The sequence below is a fragment of the Psychrobacter pygoscelis genome (assembly GCF_004335015.1).
GTDB lineage: Bacteria > Pseudomonadota > Gammaproteobacteria > Pseudomonadales > Moraxellaceae > Psychrobacter > Psychrobacter pygoscelis.
Genome location: NZ_RQRU01000002.1, coordinates 281,325 through 303,898, shown reverse-complemented (window position 1 = coordinate 303,898; position 22,574 = coordinate 281,325). Strand labels below are relative to the sequence as shown.

Here is a 22,574-nt window from a genome sequence, read left to right as displayed (position 1 = left end):
TAAAATAAAGAGGGCTAAGTCAATAAGTTAGCAAACGATTTGGCAAAGTAAGCTAGGGTGCAAAGTTTAAGGCTTAACTATCAAACGTTTCAAGCACGTCAATGCGACCGGTAAATAGCGCTGTTAGCGTAGCGTCATCAAAGCGCAATTGCAAACAGCCGTTTTGGTCTATCCCCTCGGCCTTGCCAGATACCGTCTCTACGCTGTCTTTTATTTGCTGACTGACCTGAATGTTATGACCCGCTAAGGCATCCACTTGGGCAAATAGTGGTAAAAAATCCTCAATAAGCTGTGGCATGGCGGCTATCTGCTCAAAGCGAGTATTTGCAGTCAATAGCGCCTGCGCAATCTGCTCGTAGACCGTACTGAGGCTTGGTACGGATGAAACTGAGCTCTCGGCTCTCATCCATAAATCCGCCAAGCTAACCGCCTGATAGCTCATGCCCTCTAAAGTCTGCGCCGTCAATCTGGGCGTAGTAGTAATATTCATGCCGACACCGATGACGCCGCCTAACAGCTTGCCTGACTGCCATACCGGTTCAATCAAAATCCCTGCAAGCTTATTAAATAACAGATGGCCTTGTGGGTTTTTATCTAAGCCGTAAAATCCCAAATCATTCGCCCATTTGACGCCTACCGTGGGCAGACTCAGTGGCTGGCGCTGAGTATTTAATTGCTCAATTAACGGCATTTTTGCCAGCTCATAACCGACGACTAATGACAGTAACCCTGTCATCGGCGCAGTCATGGGCAGGTACAGCGACAGATAGACATTGCCTTTAGGCGACTGCCAACTGCGACCATGCTGACCACGGCCTGCACTCTGGCTATCAGCCGTCAATAAATGCGGCGCACGCGGATCAAGCTTGGCAGTTTTAAGCTCGTCTATCAGCTGAGAGTTGGTAGAAGCCGTGCAGCTGATATGACGGTGATTTAGCCGCTCAAATAGGGGTGTAGGGTGTAAGGGCGTAGGAGGTAGGGGCATAGGGTAAAGGTACTTCGTGGTGGTTAAGGTCAAATAGATTAGATAAGTCTCAAGACAAATGATAGTAATAATAAGGCAGTGACGACTAATCTTCTAGCGTTTGATAGGTGTAAAGCCAGTTTTAGTTTATAAGTTTTAGTGCATATAATTGATATAAGATGGGGTGAAAATAGTAGCACTGCTGCTGACTACTGGCTGATGTTTATGAGTAAAATTAAGTCGTTTGCCTTTGTGGATTATACAATTCTGGCTTTATTTAACTAAACCATTGAATAGCATGCGTATCAAAGAGATGAGCTTTGCTATACTGACTGATTCGAATAAATACAACTATCTAAGGACAGTAACGATGACAATGGTATTGTGGTTTTTGGTAGCTGGCGCCTTCGCTGGCCTTTGTGCAGGATTGTTTGGTATTGGCGGTGGTATGATTATTGTGCCTGCGCTGATTTGGATATTTACCGCTTTTGGTTACTCGCCGGACGTGGTTGCGCATCTGGCCGTCGGCACTTCGCTGGCCACCATTGTAGTGACCTCAATTAGCTCACTGACCGCGCACAATAAACGAGGCGGCGTACGCTGGGAGGTTTGGAAGCGTATGGCAGGTGGTTTGGTCGTCGGTAGTCTATTGGGCGCTGCGGTAGCGGATCAAATTAATGGTCATACTTTGCAGGCACTTATCGGGGTCGCCGCGCTGTTAGTCGCTTGTAAAATGTTGTTTTTGTCCAATAAAGAACAGCTTGGCAAGCCCTTACCTTCTACCCCAGTTCAGGTGGGGGCAGGCTCAGGCATCGGCTTAGCTTCAGCCATCTTCGGCATTGGTGGTGGCAGTCTGACTGTACCGTTTTTGACTTGGGCAGGGTTGCCGATGCGTCAAGCTGTGGGCACTTCTGCAGCTTGTGGCCTTCCGATTGCGCTAGCTGGGGCGGCAGGCTTTGCTTGGTTCGGTCAAGATGTGGTTAATTTACCTGAAGGTGCGATTGGCTTTGTGCATATTATTGGCTTTCTGGCTATTTCCTTCGCCAGCTTTATCACTGCCAAGCTCGGTGCGAAACTTGCGCATCAACTGCCTGCAGCGACTTTAAAAAAGGCCTTTGGTGTGTTGCTTATCTTCGCTGGCGGTCAGCTATTTTGGGGTGGGTTGCAGGGAATGGGGGTGGTTTGATAGATGACCCATTTAAAAATCGATATAGAGAATAGCTCATTAACCCCGAACTAGCGAACTAAAAAAGTTGATTTTCCAAAACTTATGCTACTATTTGGGCATTAACATTATTATCAATAAAACATTATTCATTCTTAGTATTTAAGGCTATAGCATGTCAGAAGAAACCGTAGACAATTATTTTCAACAGGGCTTGCGTCAAGGTATTATTGAATTAAATGATGAAGATAACCGCATCACTTACTTTGGCTACACTAAAAGTCGCTCTTACCTTAATCCAGAGGAGCGGGTTCAAGCCGAAATATTCTGTCAGTTAGTTATTAAGTATGGCTATCCCAAGGAACGTATCAAATGCTTTGTGCCTGTTACGATGGGATCAAGTCAGCGTGAAGCAGACATCGTTGTTTATAATGATGCTGCCTGTCTACAGCCACACATCTTAGTAGAGTGCAAAAAACAAGAAGTATCAGAAGCTGAGTTTAAGCAAGCTGTCGAGCAAGCTTATTCCTATGCATATTCATTGCCTAATAATACCAAATGGATTTGGGTGACCTCTAAGATCAAGAATATCTTCTTAAAGGTTGATAAAAGCCAGCAAACCAGAGAAGAAAGTCCAGATATTCCAGCTTATGGCATCAAAGAAGTGGCGCCTTATAAGTTTGTAAAATACGCTGAGAGGTACAATCAATCCCATCAGGATCAACACTTTTTTGATCTGTCTGTCGTTATAGAATCTGAGCTGACTCACCGCTTTAAACAAGCGCATAATGCACTTTGGGCTGGTGGTCAATTAAACCCATCAGAGGCATTTGATGAGCTAGACAAACTCATATTTTGTAAGATTTGGGATGAAAGAAAACCGCGAAAAGCAGGCGTGCCTTATGATTTTCAGGTGATTACTGAGCAAGGCACTGGCAAGACAAAGGAAGAAAGACAGAAGGATGCTATACAAAAAACCAATAACGCCCTATACGAGAGGGTAACAGCACTTTATGAGGAAGGCAGAAAAAAAGATCCAGAGGTTTTTAAGGATGATATCCGCCTAAGCCCAAGCCGAGTTCGTACTATTGTAGAATACTTGCAAGATATTAATTTAAGTGAGACCGATCTAGATAGTAAAGGCCGCGCATTTGAGACCTTTATGGGATCGTTCTTCCGAGGTAATTTCGGTCAATACTTTACCCCAAGACCTATCGTTCAGTTCATCGCCGATGTGTTACCCATTAAGCAAGACGATTATGTATTAGATACGTCATGCGGTAGTGGGGGGTTCTTGCTGCATGCGTTAGAAAAGATACGTCGTCAAGCCAATGAGTTTTATGAGCCAGATAGCAAGGAGCACTGGCAATACTGGCACGATTTCGCTGAAAAGCGCTTGTTCGGTATTGAGATTAACGAGCAGATCAGCCGCGCTGCGAAAATGAATATGATTATTCATGACGATGGTCATACCAATGTTATCACCGCAGATGGCTTGCTAAATGATAAAGCCTTACAGTCATTATCAGGTAACAACGATTTCAAGTACAACCACTTCAGTTTTATCTTAACCAATCCGCCGTTTGGCAGTAGTGTCAAACAAACTGAAAAAGCTTACTTAGAGACTTATAACTTCGGTCAACGAGATACGTCATGGCTGGATCTAAAAAATAGTGGAGTCAAAGATCGAGGTACACAAAGCACCGAAGTGTTGTTTATCGAGCAGTGCTACCAGTTTTTAGCTCCCATGGGCTATCTAGCTATCGTCCTACCCGATGGCGTGCTTACCAATAGCTCACTACAGTATGTCCGTGATCAGATAGAGGAGTGGTATCGTATCGTGGCGGTGGTGAGCTTACCGCAGACAGCATTTGCGGCAACAGGCGCTGGGGTCAAAAGTAGCGTATTGTTCTTACGCAAATATCCCCAAAGCTATTCCGATAAATTACAAGAGCAAAAGCTAGCTTTGCAAAGCTCGCTAATGCAAGAGCAAGATTATAAAAAGCAGATTAATACTATTGAAAAAGTCAAAAAAGACGCTTTAAATAATCCTGATATTAACTATGATGGCGAGTTAAAAACGTTCAAAAAGACGGCACAGTATAAAGCTTGGAAGACCGAAAAAACAGCTGAGTATACCGAGCAGATTAAGCAACTAAAGCAAGATATGGAAGATCTCTACTTAGAGCGTAAACAGTCTAGCCTGCCAGACTATCCTATATTTATGGCGATAGCTGAAGATATCGGCTATGACGCAACAGGCAAGCCCACGGCTGTTAATGAGCTGGATATGATAACTGCCGAGCTAAAAAGGTTTATTAGCGACGTAGTAGAGGGGGAGACTTATGAGTAGCACCAGCCTAAATCATACGTCATTTCAGATTTCGGACAATGTGCACCCTGATAAAGTATTCTTGGTCAATTTAAGTGAGATTGAAGGAAGGATAGATCCTCAATATTATTTTGCAAAAAATAAGTTAGAAATAGTAAAAAATACGGTTTATCCTGTTGAAAAAATAAGTAACGTACTGGATATGCAGCGAGGGAGGTTTGGACATCGACCTCGTAACGACCCAAAGTTTTATGACGGTGTTTATCCATTTATTCAGACTGGAGATGTTGTTAAAGCTCATTTGAACAAAAGCAAAATTGAATTTAGTCAGACTCTAAATGAAAAAGGACTAAAGACTAGCCGATTGTTTAATGAACAAGTAGTTGTGTTTACCATTGCTGCTAATATTGGGTATACAGCTATCCTAGATTATCCAGCGTGCTTTCCAGATAGCTTAATTGCTATAAAACCTAAAGATGATAAGTTGCTTTTAAAGTATGTCGAAATTTATCTATCTTTGGTTAGAGAATATATAGAAAGCTTAGCCCCTCAAGCAGCCCAAAAGAATATTAACTATCAGCAGTTATCATTGATTCCGTTCGTAGTTCCACCAGTCGAGATTCAAAGGAAAATTATAGAAGAAAATAAGCATTGCGTAAGTATATATAAAGAAAAGAAGATAGAAGCCAGTCGATTATTAGCCAGTATCAACGACTACCTACTAACAGAGCTGGGAATTACGCTTCCCGAAATAGATAACAGTTTATCTAGTCGAATATTTACTATTCAAGCGAGTCAATTAAGTGATAATTACGACCCATCTATATTTTTTAATAGACAATATCAGGCAGAAGGGAAAAAATTCAGCAATGCTCCATTAGATAAAGCAGTAAACTTTAGCAAAGGAACAAGTATTAGTTCCTCTAGGGTAGTAAAAGGAGATTACCCAGTCGTAGCAGGAGGAAAGACTAGCCCTTATAGTCATAATACCTACAACTTTACAGACGAGACTATTACCATTAGTGCAAGTGGTGCTTACTCAGGATATGTTCGATATCATGATTATCCAATATTTGCTTCGGACTGTATCGTTCTAACAGTACAAGATAAGGATATATACCTAGCTAGGTTTGTATATGAAATTTTAAGTTTCAAACAAGCTGAAATTTACAGATTACAGAAAGGTGCGGGTCAACCTCATGTATATATTAGAGATTTAAAAAAAATATTGATACCCCATCCACCTATAAATAAACAACAAGAAGTTGTTCAACATATTGACCAAATTAGAACAACCGCCGCGCAGTTGCAGCAACAAGCGGACGAAATATTAAAAACGGCTCAACAACGGATAGAAGACTTGATATTAGGGAATATAGAATAAAATGATAGTTTTAAGAGGACTACTAGAGAATGTATTAGGCAATTATCCATGTATTAGGGGCTACGCTACGCTAGGTGATCTGGCAAAAATATCTCGAACAGATGTAAGCTTTCAAAGAGAGATTAACTCTGAACATAAACAGGAGATTGCTGACTTCTATGAGAGAGGTAAAAATGTATTTTTTAGTGAAATTATCATGGCAATAGATATAGATGACCATGCCACTAATTTTTCAAGCAATCCTAATTCTAAAGATATACTGATAAAAGATGATACGAAAGGATCACCTATTGAGCTCACTGCTAATCAATCCAAACTTGTGGATCAAAGTTCTGATAACCCAAAAATAGTAAGAAATGTCGCTCTAAGGTTAGATACAGATTATGCTCTAGAAGAGAAGCCTTTTACCCGAGTAGATGGTAATCATCGACTGCAAGCAGTTGATGGGTTGGATCAGTCACAGCTTAATAAAATGTGTCCTTTTTGCATCATTTTATTTAGTTCGGGCGGCTATGATATTGGTCAAGTTCAGCAAAGCGTTATCTTTCACAATATCAACTCTAAAGGCTTGGCATTAACTTCTGAGGAAACATTAAAGGGAATATTTGAAGCATCAGGTTATGATGATGGCGATCTAAAAATTGATATGGGCTGGGAGTATGTATTAACTCGAAAGATTCATAGTGATTTAGGCTTTGATCATTTGCAAGATATCAAGCTGGTGTTTGAACAAAAGGCAAGAAGTATCCTAGTAGACATTATTAAATTCTTCCATGAAGAAGGTATAATAGAAAACGACTTAGAGGATGTATCGATATTTAATAAAAGTATTTCTTTAGTTAATCAGTTGTATGGTGAAAGTCCAAGTCTTAATAATGACAAAACCATTTTTATAGCTATATTTTATTACACTTACCGTGAGTTTAAAAATCATCCTGAACGTAGTAATACTTTAAATAGTCAGCCTGCTAAATGCTTTATTAAATGGTTGGTTAATAATCACATGTGTAAGGTAGCGTTAGAAAGCCCTAAGGAGCTAGTTAAGATTTATAATGGTTTACATGATAATGAAGTCAAAATATTTATGGCAATGCCTTATTATAGTGAAGCTAAAGTTACAGACTATAATGAGGCATTGATTACAGTCGTTCAGAAAATACGAAAGGAAAACCCACATATCAATTTATCGAACTATTCTATTATGGCGAACCATTCCCCAGCCCATAATATTATTGTCGATATATTCAAAAAAATTGATAATTGCCAGATTTTCATTGCTGATATAACCAATAATAATGCCAATGTTTTGTATGAATATGGCTACGCAAAAGGACGAGATAAACGATGTATTTTGTTAGAGAATCAAGAAAAGAAAGAGGAGGCTATTAAGTCAGACTATGGTAACGACTTAAGATTTATGTTTAATGGGGATAGTGATTTAAGAAATCATTTGAGAACTGAAATATATAGTGTATTAGAAGATTTGGGTTATGAGCTAAATTGATATATTCTTGATTGTAAGATATAACATTCTCAAATCTCGCCCAATCTAAGGTAAAATACGCAATCTTAATTTTCCAAATTCCATCACCCTTTTATAAGTTCTTTAACATTATGCGGCCTTCATGCGACTAAAATCTCTCAAGCTGGCAGGCTTTAAATCCTTCGCCAACCCAACTACCTTTACCTTCCGACATGGCATTACGGCCATCGTCGGGCCGAATGGCTGTGGCAAGTCCAATGTGATTGACGCCATTCGCTGGGTGCTGGGTGAATCCTCTGCCAAGCAGCTGCGCGGCGGGGCAATGAGTGACGTGATATTTGCCGGCACTCAGGACAGAGCTGCCAAAAGTATGGCCAGCGTCGAGCTGACCTTTGAGCATACCCAAGATGAGCAATCAGGCATCCGCCATGAGCTCAACCTCTACCAAGAGCTGTCTATTCGTCGTCAAATTAATAAAGAGGGTAAATCCGATTACTTTATTAATGGGACACGCTGTCGCCGACGAGACGTTATCGATGTATTTCTAGGGACAGGTCTGGGTTCAAGAAGCTATGCCGTCATTCAACAAGGTATGATTGGGCGCATCGTAGACTCAAGCCCGATGCAGCTGCGCGAGTTTATCGAAGAGGCTGCTGGCGTGTCGCGCTATCAAGCTCGCAGAGAGGAGACACAAAAAAAGCTAGAGAGCACTGAGGACAATCTTGCTAGATTGGATGACGTGCGTAGCGAGCTGGCGCGTCGGCAAAAGACCCTTATCAAGCAAGCCGAGAGTGCACAAGCTTATCAAGCTCTCAAAGATGAGCTGGTTGATGTGCAGCAAAAACTCGCTATAGCACAGCTGACCGAAGCGAAGGTGCAAGAGCTAGCGTTTAAGGCTGAGCAAGAGCGCATTAGTAAGCAAGTCGCAGAGTCAGAAGCTAAGATAGCGACGCTAAAAGCCAAGCTTAGCAAGCTTGACGCACGGATGGCGGAGGCGCAGTGGCTCAAAGACGATGCTCAAGACCGTTACCATCAGCATGAGTTGGCGCGGCAACAAGCGACGCATCAGCTCACGACATTGCAAGATAAGGTAACCCAAGGCGAGCGCCGGATGGATAGCTTGCAGGCACAGCTTGAGCGCAGTGATAAAGAGTCAGTAGTATTGAATGACAAGCACACGGCCCAGACAGCGAGACTGGCCGAGCTTAACCCAAAATTTGCCGAGCTTGAGACGCAGTTAGCACAGCAGCAAGACAACCAAGCGCCGTTAGAGGCTAAGTGGCAGACCCTTCAAGCGCAGATCGATGAGGTACAGGCACAAATCCGTAAAGAGCAGCAGCAGCAAGCCTTACATGGACAAGCGCAAAAGCAGCTTAACCAGCAGCGCGATAAATGGCAGCGCCAAGATAGCAGATGGCAGAGCCAAGTATCGCAGCCTTCGGCATCTACCTCGGTAGACGCATTAGATGAGCAGATTGGCCAAATTAACGCCACGCTTAAGAGCCTAAGTCGGCAGCAAGAAGACTTGCAAGAGCGCTTGGCAAGTGCACAACCCAAGCTCAATACGCTTGCGCAAACTTTAGCGGATAAACGTCAAACACAGCAGGCTCTAGAGAAGCGTCATGCCACCTTGTCTGGAGAATACGACAGCTTGCACCGAATGCTGCATCCACCTAAGCAATCTAGTGGCCAGCAGCAGACGACTAAGGCAGCAATGCAGCCGGATAATTCTTCACCGTCTTCAATCAATGACAAAATTGCTCATTTAGTACAGCAGCCCAAACTAAGCGAACAGCTTGAGTTAAGCGCGGCAGGTAAGCCCCATGCTGAAGTTTTAGATTATTGGTTAACGCTATGGCTAGATAGTATCGTTGCCTCAGAGTCTTTGGAGTCGCTACAAGCGCTATATTCAGTAGCGCCAGATGCAAAGTGTACAGCAGGCTCAAAACCCAACTCGCCTGCAAAAGCCGCCGTACCGATTAATAGTGTGTTATTCGCAGTAGATTCAGCTAATACGACGCAGAGTCCGGCGCTGCAGACGCGAAATGTCGTTGGCTTAGATGAGCTGATTGCCAAACCGCGATTGGCAATCTGGCAGCACTGCTATCTATATACAGGTACAGTGCAAGAGGAGGCTGCCCTTAAAGCGACTCTCAATCAGTTGCCTAAAGGTGCATTGTTACTCACTGCAACAGGTTGGCTGATTAGTCATGCTGCGGCGCTGCACCTGACTAAGCTCACAGGCGAGGATAGCGCGGTAACTAACGCGCAGTTTTTGACCCAGCGCTTGCAGCAGTCAGAGCGTTTGGCTGAGCTAGAGGAGGCTTTAACCGAAGTTGAAGATGAGCTGGAGATTAGCAATAGTGAGATTAAAGCGGTGCAGTCGCAGCACGATGAGCTAGCAGTGACGGTTCAAGAGCTGACAGCGCAGGCGACGACGCTGACGCATAATGAACATAACCAGCAACAGCAGCTCACGACTTTAACTGCTAAGTTTGAGCGGCAACAAGCAGAGCAGGCTCGACTACAAGTTGAGCGCGAAGTACTGGACGCTGAACAGCAAGAGCTGGCGCAAGCCCAGTCAGAGCTAGACGCGCAAGTGGCGCAAACTGCTGACGTGCTCGCGGCACTGCAGCCGCAATTAGCCGATTTACAAGGCAAGCGCAGTCAATTAGCCGCTGAGCGTGACAAGCAGCAGCAAGCCTTGCAAGCAGACAAAGATAGACTGCAAAATCTACGTTTTGCGATAAAAGAAGCCAAGCTCGCGGCCAGTCATGCTAGTGAGCAATTGAGCAAAATTACCGCCCAGCAAGAGCAACTAGCAAATACGCTGCAAGCTGCTGAGCGTCAATTAGATCGTGACCAAGCCAAGCTGCCAGAGCTACAAGCTATGCAAAAAGCCGCTGATACTGCCTGTCATGAGCAGCAAGTGGCACTGGACGAGTATAAAGCCAGCTTAGCCGCGCTCAAATCTGATCACGATAATGAGCAGCAGCAACTTGAGCAAGGTCAGGCTAAGCTGCAAGCCCAGCAAGCTCACTTAGCCGAGACCAGCACCCAAGTTGCGGTGTTTGCCGAGCGAATCCATGATGCCAGTGAGCGGCTAGAAGCGACTGGCGCTGCAGTCAGCCCATCTACCATATTGGCAGAGATTATTGCTTTTGGTGGGCATCATCATAGAGCAAGTAGAGCCGGAAAGCACGTGGATGAGCAACAAACGCTGCAACAGCGTGAGGCCAAGCTCACTGCTAAATTAGCAACTATGGGTGCGGTGAACTTAGCTGCCGCCGCCGAGCTTGAAGAAGTGAATACGAGGTTACAGCCGCTTGAGCAGCAAATTGAAGATATCACCGCCAGTATGGATACCCTTAATGATGCCATCGCTACCATAGATACCAAAACCAAGATTTTATTTATGCAGACGCTTGAGGCTGTCAATCAGGACTTATCGAGTCTGTTTGCCAAGGTGTTTGGTGGCGGTCAAGCGCAGCTTAGCTTACAAGATGATGATAGCCTGAGTAAGGACAATAAATGGCGCGCTGGGATTGAGCTAATGGCGCAGCCTAAAGGCAAAAAGAACAGCCGCTTGGCGGTACTCTCTGGGGGGGAAAAGACCCTTACCGCATTGAGCCTGATCTTCGCGATATTTAAGCAGCACCCCGCACCGTTTTGTGTGCTCGATGAGGTTGATGCGCCGCTAGACGATGCTAATGTTGCGCGCTTTACCGGACTAATCCATGAGTTGGCTGACGAGGTGCAGTTTATTTTTATCAGTCATAACAAGCTGGCCATGCAGATTGCAGATGAGCTAAAAGGCATCACCATGCCCACAGCAGGCATCTCTACTTTAGTTAGCGTCAGCTTAGAAGAGGCAGAGCGATACGTCGATGCTTAGTAAGGTTCTTTACTGCGGCTACAAGGGCGGATTGACGGTTATCCTATAGCGGTACAGCGTCCAACCAATAGCCGCTTTAACCCTTTCTTTATAGCGCGACTATCGAGGGTTACGGCCATGCTATTACCTGCTAGCACTTGTATTGCCAATCTTATCTAACATTTTTGCGCGCTGTGGTGACGACATCTGTCAGTCATGGTAGACTATTGCCATTTATATGACTTTTATTTTTTAATCTTATACCATCTATAGCGTATCATCTATCTTGACAGCTCATAACCCGCACTACCTTGTCATATCAGTGCTCAGAGCCAAGAGTAGATATCCTATAGATTTGGTAGCATATTGCCACAGGCGCTAGGATGTAACGACACCATGACCACGATTCAGTTTATTTTGATTGTCATTGCTGCACTGATTATTTTAGCAGGGTTATTTATGGTCATCCGCAGCCTCAAGCGCCGTAATCATGATGAGGTAGCGGGTGACGTCGAATTTGACAAAAACGGTATTCCTATTATCCCCCGTCATGAACGCAATCTTATCGATAAGCCAGACTTTGATGACACCGTCGCTGGCGAGACGACGATTGCCCCGAGCCGCACACACTTATCAGCGGTGATCGAAGACGAGACAGACGATAGCTCCCAGACATTTGCGCCCGATCAAAGTCAGCACTCTCAAAGTGCGTTTCGCCGTCATGAAGAAGCGCCTACTGATGATCCGGAGTATAGCGAGTGGCAGGCCCGTCAGCATCAAGCCGACGATGAGGAGTTTAAGCAAATTGCTACTGAGCTTAATGGTCATGAGCCAAGCGAGCACGACGCATTCTCCACCTTGGTCTCAGCGACTGACAACCTTATGCCCGTCATTGATACTGCCGAAGAGCCGACCTTCACGGACAATAGCCCTGTACTCGATCAGCATCTTTTGGCCGCTGCTGACCAAGATCAAAATAGTCCGCTGAACAATGCCTCTGATAACGTTAACATCACCATCATGCCCCGGCACTACGCCGACCAGCCCTTAGCTATTATTCGCGGTGAAGAGTTATTGGGCCTCGTCGACAAGTTCGGTCTTAAATACGGCGCTATGAACATGTTTCACCGCTACGAGAACAAAGACGGTACGGGCATTCTCTGGTTTAGTATGATGGGCATTACTGATGATGGCATCGCCCCTTTTGATCTTAACACGATGCCGCAGACGGCCTATAGCGGTCTGGTCATGTTCTTGTCCTTGCCGCACCCCAAAGCGCTACAAGGTTTTGATAGCATGATGAGTATCGCCGGTCTTATGGCACGTGAGCTTGACGCTGTTATTTTAGATGAAAACAATGACCAGCTGACCAGCGACCGTAAAGCTCAACTACGTACTGAAGTTCAAGACTACCGCCTAGCGTCTCATTAACTCATGCGCGACAAATGACTAATAAGGGCCAATAGTAGTGACTATTGGCCCTTTTTTATGGCTAACCATTCTCTAGCTCACCCCAACCCACAACTCGATATACAGTGCCCTTGGTAGCCAATCCCGCTATCCGCTTGTATCTGCCCATCATGGCGGGGCGGTGACTAAGTCTGCCCGACGTTCCTTCTACCGAGAGACCGCCGCCCAGCCAGTCACCGAACCCCGCCCTGATAGGCAGGATACCGCTCCTATCGGGGCTAAACCGCATCGCAAGGCAACTTCACTAGTAGTTATTTCAATCGGTGATGGTATTAGCCTTTACGGAAATCCTATTTAAAGGATTTCCCTTGCGAGCCTAAAATTGCAGTGCAATTTTTAAACGGCTCTCAGGGGCTAAACCGCATCTTGTAGCCACTATAATAACCTTTGTTGCACTTAGATAAGATATTAAGTTCGCAAGAGAAATTCTGCGATTCGTTAGCAGTGTTGTGTTCTGTCTTTTAGGGTCAAAACATAATTATTTGCTGCATTTGCCCATAAAAAAGGCCGAGTATCACACTCAGCCTTGTTTGACTATCAGACGATTAAGGTACTCATTAATATTGACCTTAAGCCAATAAACTAATGGCTACCTATTAGAATTTCGACTGCCACACTAAAGAGACCGCTTGATCTTCATAGCCATCTTCACGCCAGTCTGCTGACACGTTGGCTGAGATGTCGCTATTTGGCGTGACTTTATAGCTGACGCCCAGGCCAAGGTTGGCTAGAGTGTGACCTGTCTCTAAGCTTTGCGTGACAAATTTCTCGTTTGGCATACCAGCGAAGCTCGCGGTAGTGGTCGCTTTACGATCACCATTGTCAATACCGACAGCCGCAACGCCAGAGAGGCTCAAGCGCTCGGAGACTGCTTGCTTACCAGTGATACCGGCGCGCCAGATTAATGACTTTTGCTTGCTGTCATCGACATTTAGATTCAAGGCACCAGCTTTAGTCTCTTGATAGCCTTCATTATCTATCTGTGCAAAATCAGCTCGAACAAATGGTGCAATGTAGCGGTCTTCTTGACCAATGCGCTGACTGACTCCCACACCAGCTTGAAGTATGGTCGCATCATAGTCAGAGTAGGCAATACGGTTGGCAAAGCCAATGTGACGCTCACCTTTAATACGGCTGTTACCACCACCTGCTTGGAAGTCAACGATAGTATTACCGGCCTGATAGTCACCATAGCCTAAGACGCGCCAAGTATCGGCAGTCATCTCGTGATTGATTAAGTGACCATCCGTGTCAGCATCGCTCTGGTTATAAGCGACAGCCGCGCCAAGACGCCAGTTACTATCTAACATAGTATCAGCACCTACAACGACACTTAAGTCATCGTTTTGATAACCTGGCAAGCTACCATTAGGGTCTTGCTGACCACTATGACCCGTGATTTTGCCCCAGACATTGCCTTCAGGACGGATGCTACGATCGATACTACGCTGCGCCACTGTATCAGTGAGGTGTCTTGAGTCATCGAGCAGTAGGCGCGAGACCATTCCTGTGAATAATGGTAGTGTCTCACTCGCAGCGTTGGCACCTTGCTCAGTTGTTTTTATACCGACAAATGACTTTGCTAATTCGCCATCGGTATCCGTTTGAATAGCCTTGTCTAGCACTCGTGCGACATCGCGGGCAGCATAGTTGTTCTGAGCGATAACGTCTTGACTGATTGTCTCAGGCTTGGTCTCAGGCTTGGTTTCAGGCTTGGTTTCAGGCTTGGTTTCAGGCTTGGTTTCAGGCTTGGTTTCAGGCTTGGTTTCAGGCTTGGTAGCAGACACTAATTTTAAGTCAACGGCGTTAGCTTTTGTATAGTCCGCCTCAAGATTAAAGTAGCGACTATTATCAGAGACCTTTTTAAACTCGCCTTCACGCTTATTCGCACTGACCACATCGGCCAACACCCCATCTTCCACCAAGTTTTGTGCATCGGCAGCGTCAACGAACAGCTCACCTTGAGTTAATTTTGCCTGACCACTCACTTGCAGCTTGCCGTAGTCGCTCATATTGTCCACACCGATGGTCAGCTTCTCACCTTCGGTCATGGTGTAGTCGCCATCGAGCTTTAAGATACCCTTTTGAATATTGGTACCGCCTTGCCAATCTTTACTGGCGGTTTTCATACTGAGTGTACCGCTGCCAAGCTTGGTCAATTGACCTTCGCCACTCAGCTTAGCAGTAGCAATACCCGCGTCATAACTTTGAGTATCAATGGTGGCGCCACCAGCTTTGATGTTGACGTCACCCCGAGTTCCAAACAAAAAGCCATCGAATAGAGCATCTTGATTGCCGGATAAGCGCAGTATGCCACCGTCAAAGTTCACCTTTGCGCCTGTGGTATTTGGCGCAGTCAGTGATTGGGTAAGTAGAGTACCCTTGTTGTTTAAGTTAATGTTGCCGTTACCATTGTTGCCGACGATAACTTTAGGTGACTCGAATACACTGTTGTTATCCACAGTCAGAGTACCGGAGGCAAATGAGTTATCACCAATAACGGCCAAATCTTTCACTTTAACATAGCCTTTATCATCGACCACCACACCGCCACTAGCTTGGCTACCTATAGCCAATTGGTTGGTAGTTAGCTTAGAGTCTGATCCCGTTACGTTGATGACACCTGCGCCAAAGCGCTTTAGTCCGAGCAATGTTTTATTTGCTTCTGCAGAGGCGCCATTATTAATATTTAGCTTACCGATACCCTCAAAGCCAACTTGAATCTCGTCAGCAGTCAGATTAGAACCTGCATCTGTTACATTGATAGTACTATTATTTTTTATGAAGTTAGCTTGGCCAATACGTGCAAAAGTGCTGAATTCAGCGTTACCGCCCTTAGTGATATTGAAGACACCTTCACCCTTATGACCAACAACAAGATTATCTCCTTTAAACTTACTGCCTTTACCGGTAATATCGATTTGACCTTTACCAGACAATTCTCGGCTAACTATAGTTAAGTTATCGATAGTGACTTGGCTGCCCGATTGAACCTTTAACGCTCCAGCTCCTTCATCACCAACATACAACTCAACTGCTGATAATTGAGAGCCCGCATCGGTCAGTTGTATCTCACCATCTGCAGTGCTTTTTGTTCCAATACTTGCCACGCCATTAGCAGTAACTTTGGCTCCTTTGTCAATCTTAAGCCGCCCTTTACCGTCATTACCTATCAAAACTCGCTCTGCACTACCTGTAGATTTTTCTCCAGAGATAGTGGCTGTACCATTAGAGCCATTAGCGACACCAACGACAAAGTCAGTTTTTGCTTTAAAGCTTGCCCCATCCTTTACAGTTAAGTTCCCTTGGCCTTGATTACCTATCAGTACGTTTCCAGAATTTAAGGTAGTTCCTTGGCCCGTTATAGTCGCATTACCATTACTAACGTTTCTGTGGCCTACGATAGTATCAGTTGCAACTTGAACGTCTGCGCCTTTTTCTACTGTTAATGTCGCTGAACCTCTATTACCCACGCCCAGTAATTTAGCGCTTAGAGAGGTATTGTCATCAGTCAAAGTTAAAGTACCCGTACTACCTTCTATAAGTGCTATAGCTAGCGAATCTGAAACTGAAGTTTTTGCTCCTTTTTCAGCGTGAAAATCTCCAGTGCCAATTTCACCCACATTCACATTCTTAGCACTGATAGTTGTGCCTGCACCGCTAGCTTTTATACTACCATTACTGCCTTTTTGCAGGGCCACACCAATAGATTCGCTAGCATCAAAGTGGCTATTGTCATTAATAATTAGCGCACCTGTACCTTGGTTACCAATACCGACATTGGTAGCGGTAACAGTAGAACCATTGGTCACTGTCAATGTCTGATCTACACCGACATCACTTGGTAGAGACGTTGTTTTCCCATCATCATAGGTAACATCCGCTATTGCAGGCGCAGAAATAGCCAGTAGCGCCAGCGTTAAAGGCTTGAGTGCCAAGCTTCGCTGACTGGATGAGGATTGGGTTTTAGAATGTGAGCGTTTGCCCATGGATTTTGCGGTCTCAGCCACACATTGCCACATGCCTAAAGTGCGGTTCCAAATAATACGATATACGTGGTTCATAAATTATCCTAATTACAGTTAAAACAATCCATATCGGCATTTAGCATTATCGAGATAATGCCAAAATAGCGAAAGCACTAGATTGGTTGGTATCACTAATTCAGTTGGTAGTGAACTATTCCTTGACGATCGAATCACACAGTTATAGCAGTATTTAATATCGCTACACCTTTGTTAACTACAGCTAATAAATTAGTTAACAATCGTTCATTTATCATATGAGTATAGGAGTAAACCGAGGTTTTTTAAAGATATTTATAAAGTATCGTTATGAAAATTCCTTCTAATTATGTCCAATAACCTGACAATAGGGACTAAGCGCGTAGGGGGTAATCGATAATCATTACGTTACTAGATGCACCTATGGAGGCGCAGGTAATGGTAGATATTTTAAGGAACTAAAGGAGAAGGGAGTCGTGAGACGGTAATTTAAAGAATTTATTGCTCTAGAAACTAATCAGGAGTTAAAGACCTATAACATAGGTCTAAAAGAGTAGTGACTTCAATAAAATATGAATCAATGAATAAGAAGGCTAGCGATGCCGCAATCCACTTGTATCTGCCCATCATGGCGAGGTGGGGTCATAGTTTGAGATCCAGCTTTGCAGGCTCCTTGATCATCCCTATACCAATACTTAAGCTAGCCGCTGTTATCAAAATAGTCTTGGACTTACCCACCTGCTGTTCTTTCAGGAGTTTTAGAGTAGTGGCTGGGTTTAGCAAGCTTTTAGCACTTGCCACTTTACCTTTGATGAGGTGTTAAAGATTACTGACGATAGCGTTTTGCAGCGAATATCCTTATAAATATTAAAGTGCGCTTTCTGCACTGGTTTTGCAGGCTCGGCAAAGATTGGCGAGTAGTGAGCAAGTTGTTAGGCAGAGATACCTCTTAACTCTAGCCCTCAGTGCCGAGCAAGCCAGGTAAGATAGTTGTCAGCTTGATGATATAAGTGGCTATATTTAGTCATTGAGCGCCAACAGTCGTGGCTGATAAGCCTCTAGGATAGTCGTTACATACTACATACCACCTAAAATATAAAATTTCCCTCTTTCTAGCAGCAACAGTCATAGTATCCACAATTATCTATCAAAATCATCATGGCATAATTTGCCAAACTGCTATTCAGATAGCCTGACTGCTAACCCCTGCTATAGCAGCATTGAAACGCTACCTCCATAGGCAACGATGCCTCCTGAGCGAAGATGACTAGGCGTAATAATGTACGAATAACAACTACTTTTATACCGCTCTCTCGTGCCATCCACGCTGCAATCTTGCTATCATATCGTCATCTGAATATTTGACTGAACATCCCTTATAAGCCACCATTAAAATTCAAAAAGACCGCGACTATGACCACTAATAAATCTGACAGCAAGTCCACTACTGCAACAAACAACTCAACAAACAACTCAACAAACAACGACGCCATCATCACCCAAATGCGCAGTCTTATCAAAGCGCTGCGCATTCATAATAATGCCTATTACGTGCTGGATGACCCGCAGATTAGCGACAGCGAATACGACCAACTGCGCCGCAGCCTGATTGAGCTTGAAGAGGGCTATTCCGACCTTATCCAGCCGGACAGCCCGACCGGTCAGGTGGGGGATGCACCGCTAGCCGCCTTCTCGCAGGTCACCCACGATATCCCGATGCTATCTTTAGGCAACGTGTTTAACAAAGACGACCTCGTCGACTTTATGCGCCGCGTCAATGACCGACTCAGCGAGGCGCAGAAAAACCCCGCCTACGAGATGGAGTTAAAACTCGACGGTCTCGCCGTCTCTATTAAGTACGAGAATGGCAAATTCGTGCAAGCCATCACTCGTGGCGATGGTCAGACGGGGGAGGACATCAGTCAAAATACCAAGACCATTCGCAACCTGCCGCTGGTGCTAGAAGAAGCGCGTGATATCGACCTATTAGAAGTGCGCGGCGAAGTGCTCATGCCCAAAGCCGGGTTTGAACGCCTTAACCGCCAAGCTCTAGAGAACGACGGCAAGACCTTTGCCAATCCGCGCAACGCCGCCGCTGGAAGCCTGCGCCAACTTGACCCTAGCGTGGCCGCCAGTCGACCGCTAGCCTTCTATGCCTACTCGGTCAATCAAGGCTTACCAGATAGCATTGCTACCCAATCAGACGCGCTAGCTTGGCTCAAAGACTTGGGCTTTACCGTCAGCGCCGTGCAAGTGGTGCAAGGTATCCATGAGGCGCAAAGCTACTACGAGTCCGTTATCGAGTCGCGAGCAGATTTGCCGTTTGAGATTGATGGTACGGTTATCAAGGTCAATGATTTAGCGCTGCAAAGCCAGTTAGGATTCCTCTCGCGTGAGCCACGCTGGGCGACGGCCTATAAATTCCCTGCCGAGACGGTCATGACTACCCTTAACAATATCGAGTGGCAAGTTGGTCGCACCGGTCAGATTACCCCAGTCGGTAAGCTCGAGCCTGTACAAGTCGGCGGCGTCACCGTGAGTAATGTGACCTTGCATAACTTCGGCGAGATTCAGCGCTTGGACGTGCGCGCCGGCGATACCGTCAGCGTGCACCGCGCAGGCGACGTCATCCCTAAAGTCACCCGCGTCTGGCATGACATGCGCCCCGAAGGCACTAAGCCCGTTACCCTGCCTAAAGAATGCCCTGTCTGCGACTCGCCTGTTGTGCTGCCAGAAGGGGAAGCCTTAGCGCGCTGTTCTGGCGGGCTATTTTGTCCTGCCCAGCAGCAAGAGGCGCTGATTCACTTCGTCTCGCGCCGCGCTATCGACATTGATGGCCTCGGCGAGCGCTGGCTCATCAGCTTCTTTGAGCATGGTATCGTCAAAACTGTCGCCGATATCTACCGCCTCAAAGACCACGCCGAAGAGCTGGTCACTTTTGAGAAACTCGGTGAAAAGTCCGTCGCTAATATCCTAGCCGCCATTGAAGCCAGCAAAAAGACCACCTTACCACGCTTCATTTACGCCCTCGGCATTCGCGGTGTGGGCGAGACCACCGCTCGCAATCTTGCCGAGTACTTTGGCGATTTGCCAGCGATTATGACCGCCAGCATCGAAGCGTTAGAGGCTGTGCCCGATGTGGGCACCATCACAGCCGAGCTTATTCATGACTTCTTCCGCGCTGAGCACAATATTGAGGTGATTGAGGCGCTACAACAGGCTGGCGTACATTGGGACAAGATCGAGCAAATCGCCTCCGCCGACCTACCGCTTGATGGTCAGACGTGGGTCATCACCGGCACCTTATCGAGCATGGCACGTGATGAGGCCAAGGCCAAGCTGCAAGGCCTAGGCGCTAAAGTGTCTGGCAGTATCTCCTCTAAAACTACGGCATTGCTGGCAGGGGAGAAGGCAGGGTCAAAGCTTACCAAGGCCGAGAAGCTAGGCGTAGAAGTCGTTGATGAAGCAAAGTTTTTAGCGTTGATTGGAGATTGAAATATTATGTTTGACAAAGGTATATATAATTAGATATATGAACTGCTAACCTTTTAAGCTTATTTAAAAAGGTTAGGGTTATGAATCATAACATCTTTAACAAGTGCTTTGATTACAGGAACGCTTACTGCATTACCGAATTGTTTATAAGCACAGGTATCCTTAGGGTGTAAGACATAAGAGTCAGGAAAGCCTTGTAATCTTGCACATTCTCTAGGTGTAAGACGCCGCACACGCCCATTATGGTATACACCTAACCGATTAGAATCAGAGGCCGTTAATGTGATGGAGATACTATCAGGGTCAAGAAATTTGAAAACTTCAAATGACATATTACCTGCAACCAGATTATATAGCCCATTCGCTTCCTTAATATAGCGTTTTTGCAATAGAGAACTAATAATTGAGTCAATATCATCATAAGGATAAAAAGTTTCTATTTGTTTTTTACTAAGGGCTTTACCATCTTGGTGCGTACCAAAAATTTTTTTTCGACGATTAGCGATTAGCAAATCCATAAATTCTATTTCATGCACTGAGCATTCACCGCGCAGACCTAAATCCCACGAATGAATGGAGTTGCCACCTCGACTATCGATAAGGCGTATACCATGTAGCTTATTTAGATCGCCTTCTAATACCTTAGTTAACTTCTTAGTAAATTCTTCAGAGCAGTCATATTTAGCATTCGGATTGTTTTCTAGAATATCTTTAACTAATACTGATTGATGTTCATGAAATAAATTACCATTCATCAAGTTATTTTTAAAAGCATGAGAGTCTACAGCACCAACATCATTAGCTAATGTAAGTATTGGAGAAAAGTCTTTGACTGCTACTATGTAAATACGTACACGATTTTGAGCTAACCCATAGTTACTAGAGTTTAGTAATCTATACTCAAACTTATAGCCTAAATCGCTTAAGACATTTTTAATAGTCTCAAAAGTTCTTCCTCTATTGTGACCTACTAAACCTCGTACATTCTCGAGAATACATAGTGATGGCTGTTTACTTTTGATTAAACGAGCTACATCGAAGAATAAAGTACCTCTTGTATCTTCAAACCCTAATCTTTTTCCTGCAGAAGAAAAGGCCTGACAAGGAAATCCTGCAAGAAGAACATCAAAGTCTTCTACCTCAGACAGTTGTGTAATATCACAGTAGGCGTTTTCACCAAAATTTGCCTCATAAGTTTTACATGCTTCTTTATCTATTTCTGCGCTCAGAATACATTTTGACTTTATACCTAGCTCATTTAGGGCTTGTTCAAAGCCAAGTCTGATACCACCTGTTCCAGCAAATAAATCTATAAATCTTATCATTAAACATTATCTTTTATATAATTAGCCATTTTTAACAAACCATTCTCAGAAAAATTAACAGTGCAATCACTATAGTTCAGTATGTTTTGAATAGCACTTTTTCTCTGAAAGTTACCCGAACCATCGATAATATAGCCAACTTTATGACCATTCTGATGGGCAAGTTGTTGTCTGTTATTAGCATTCTGTGCCTTTCTCTCAATAACAGAGTTAGTAGTAACTTGGAAACTGATTTCTATGCCTATAGAGCGGTTTGTTATAGAATTTAAAACAACTAAATCAAATTTAGTAAGTTGGGTATCATTTAAAGTGACGTTTTCTAACGTATGTCCTGCAAGATTATAATGGTCTGGTAGTAAATTCTCTAATTTGTCCTTAATATACGCTTCACAAATATAACCCAGATCGTTAGCTGTAGAACCACCAATTTGGCGACTGACAAATAAATAACGCTCTTTGACATATTTATCTAACTTATCGCTATTACCAATTAAACTGCCAATAATTGCTTTTTCTAAGATTTCATCTGGTAGGTATATAGGATTAGTCGTATTAGCGCCCCAAATTAATAACATACAAACATCAAGCATGTCATCAGTAAATATCTGTCGCTCTTCTAGTAATAAAGATTTTTCGACTCTTAGCTTTTTATTATTCCAAATACGTTTTTTAGGTTTGCTAAACTCATAGATGTGATTAGTATCATCATATACAAACTCTAATACTCCTTTTGGGAACAACTGAGAAAAGTCTTTAGCATAGCGTTGTAGACGCTCACCACCTAGATCAGTAAGTACCATTAGGTGCTTCAAAAAAACATTAGCCGATAAGGACTTAGTTTGAGTAAGCATATCCTTCCATGCATAAGGAGTGGCATCAGCAACTTTTAAAAGACTTAGAAAGGTATCTTGAGTTTCTAGAAGCGGAATCAAAGTGCTTTTATCAGCGGCTTCTTTCACTAATTCAGTTGGCCAATAATTACAGGCATCTTGAGCCAGGTCTTCAATAGTCTGCATGGAGTAATATATTCTCTTGTGATAGGTAAGCTATTTGTAGCCGTGATTCTACCATTGTAGGC

12 protein-coding genes are annotated in these 22,574 nt (G+C 44.3%); 7 read left to right on the top strand and 5 right to left on the bottom strand.

The window, feature by feature from the left end; all coding sequences use genetic code 11:
* Positions 1-73: 73 nt before the first annotated feature.
* Positions 74-985, bottom strand: a complete 912-nt coding sequence (locus EGV92_RS06065) for a biotin--[acetyl-CoA-carboxylase] ligase (RefSeq protein WP_131668340.1) — start codon at positions 983-985, stop codon at positions 74-76.
* Positions 986-1,334: 349 nt separating this feature from the next.
* On the opposite strand from EGV92_RS06065, the gene EGV92_RS06060 reads away from it, so the two are divergent.
* The 6 genes from EGV92_RS06060 (at position 1,335) to EGV92_RS06035 (ending at position 12,633) form a co-directional block, all read left to right on the top strand.
* Positions 1,335-2,150 (top strand): sulfite exporter TauE/SafE family protein, encoded by an 816-nt coding sequence (locus EGV92_RS06060; protein ID WP_131668339.1) that lies wholly within the window; start codon positions 1,335-1,337, stop codon positions 2,148-2,150.
* A gap of 154 nt (positions 2,151-2,304) precedes the next feature.
* The gene (locus tag EGV92_RS06055; protein WP_131668338.1) at positions 2,305-4,482 is read left to right on the top strand and encodes a type I restriction-modification system subunit M; all 2,178 of its coding nucleotides are present in this window, start codon (positions 2,305-2,307) and stop codon (positions 4,480-4,482) included.
* On the top strand, positions 4,475-5,845 hold the full coding sequence (locus EGV92_RS06050) for a restriction endonuclease subunit S (protein WP_131668337.1): 1,371 nt from the start codon (positions 4,475-4,477) through the stop codon (positions 5,843-5,845). The genes EGV92_RS06055 and EGV92_RS06050 overlap by 8 nt, the downstream gene beginning before the upstream one ends.
* 1 nt (position 5,846) lies before the next feature.
* Positions 5,847-7,349 (top strand): hypothetical protein, encoded by a 1,503-nt coding sequence (locus tag EGV92_RS06045; protein WP_131668336.1) that lies wholly within the window; start codon positions 5,847-5,849, stop codon positions 7,347-7,349.
* 121 nt (positions 7,350-7,470) lie between these two features.
* On the top strand, positions 7,471-11,223 hold the full coding sequence (smc, locus tag EGV92_RS06040; RefSeq protein ID WP_131668335.1) for a chromosome segregation protein SMC: 3,753 nt from the start codon (positions 7,471-7,473) through the stop codon (positions 11,221-11,223).
* A gap of 375 nt (positions 11,224-11,598) precedes the next feature.
* Positions 11,599-12,633 carry a cell division protein ZipA C-terminal FtsZ-binding domain-containing protein gene (locus EGV92_RS06035; RefSeq protein ID WP_131668334.1) on the top strand — a complete coding sequence of 345 codons (1,035 nt, stop codon included), beginning with the start codon at positions 11,599-11,601 and terminating at the stop codon, positions 12,631-12,633.
* Between the two features lie 61 nt (positions 12,634-12,694).
* Here EGV92_RS06035 and EGV92_RS06030 read toward each other — a convergent pair whose 3' ends face one another.
* Positions 12,695-12,901, bottom strand: a complete 207-nt coding sequence (locus EGV92_RS06030; RefSeq protein ID WP_131668333.1) for a hypothetical protein — start codon at positions 12,899-12,901, stop codon at positions 12,695-12,697.
* Positions 12,902-13,268: 367 nt separating this feature from the next.
* The gene (locus tag EGV92_RS06025) at positions 13,269-16,736 is read right to left on the bottom strand and encodes an autotransporter domain-containing protein (RefSeq protein ID WP_131668332.1); all 3,468 of its coding nucleotides are present in this window, start codon (positions 16,734-16,736) and stop codon (positions 13,269-13,271) included.
* A 1,443-nt stretch (positions 16,737-18,179) separates the two neighbouring features.
* Here EGV92_RS06025 and ligA point away from each other — a divergent pair.
* Positions 18,180-20,171 (top strand): NAD-dependent DNA ligase LigA, encoded by a 1,992-nt coding sequence (gene ligA, locus EGV92_RS06020; protein WP_423227902.1) that lies wholly within the window; start codon positions 18,180-18,182, stop codon positions 20,169-20,171.
* A 59-nt stretch (positions 20,172-20,230) separates the two neighbouring features.
* On the opposite strand, the gene EGV92_RS06015 is transcribed toward ligA, so the two are convergent.
* Both EGV92_RS06015 and EGV92_RS06010 read right to left on the bottom strand, forming a co-directional pair.
* The gene (locus tag EGV92_RS06015; protein ID WP_131668330.1) at positions 20,231-21,496 is read right to left on the bottom strand and encodes a DNA cytosine methyltransferase; all 1,266 of its coding nucleotides are present in this window, start codon (positions 21,494-21,496) and stop codon (positions 20,231-20,233) included.
* Complete coding sequence (locus tag EGV92_RS06010; protein ID WP_131668329.1) at positions 21,496-22,512, bottom strand: hypothetical protein; 1,017 nt, start codon at positions 22,510-22,512, stop codon at positions 21,496-21,498. Before EGV92_RS06010 ends, EGV92_RS06015 begins: the two co-directional genes overlap by 1 nt.
* Between the last annotated feature and the right edge of the window lie 62 nt (positions 22,513-22,574).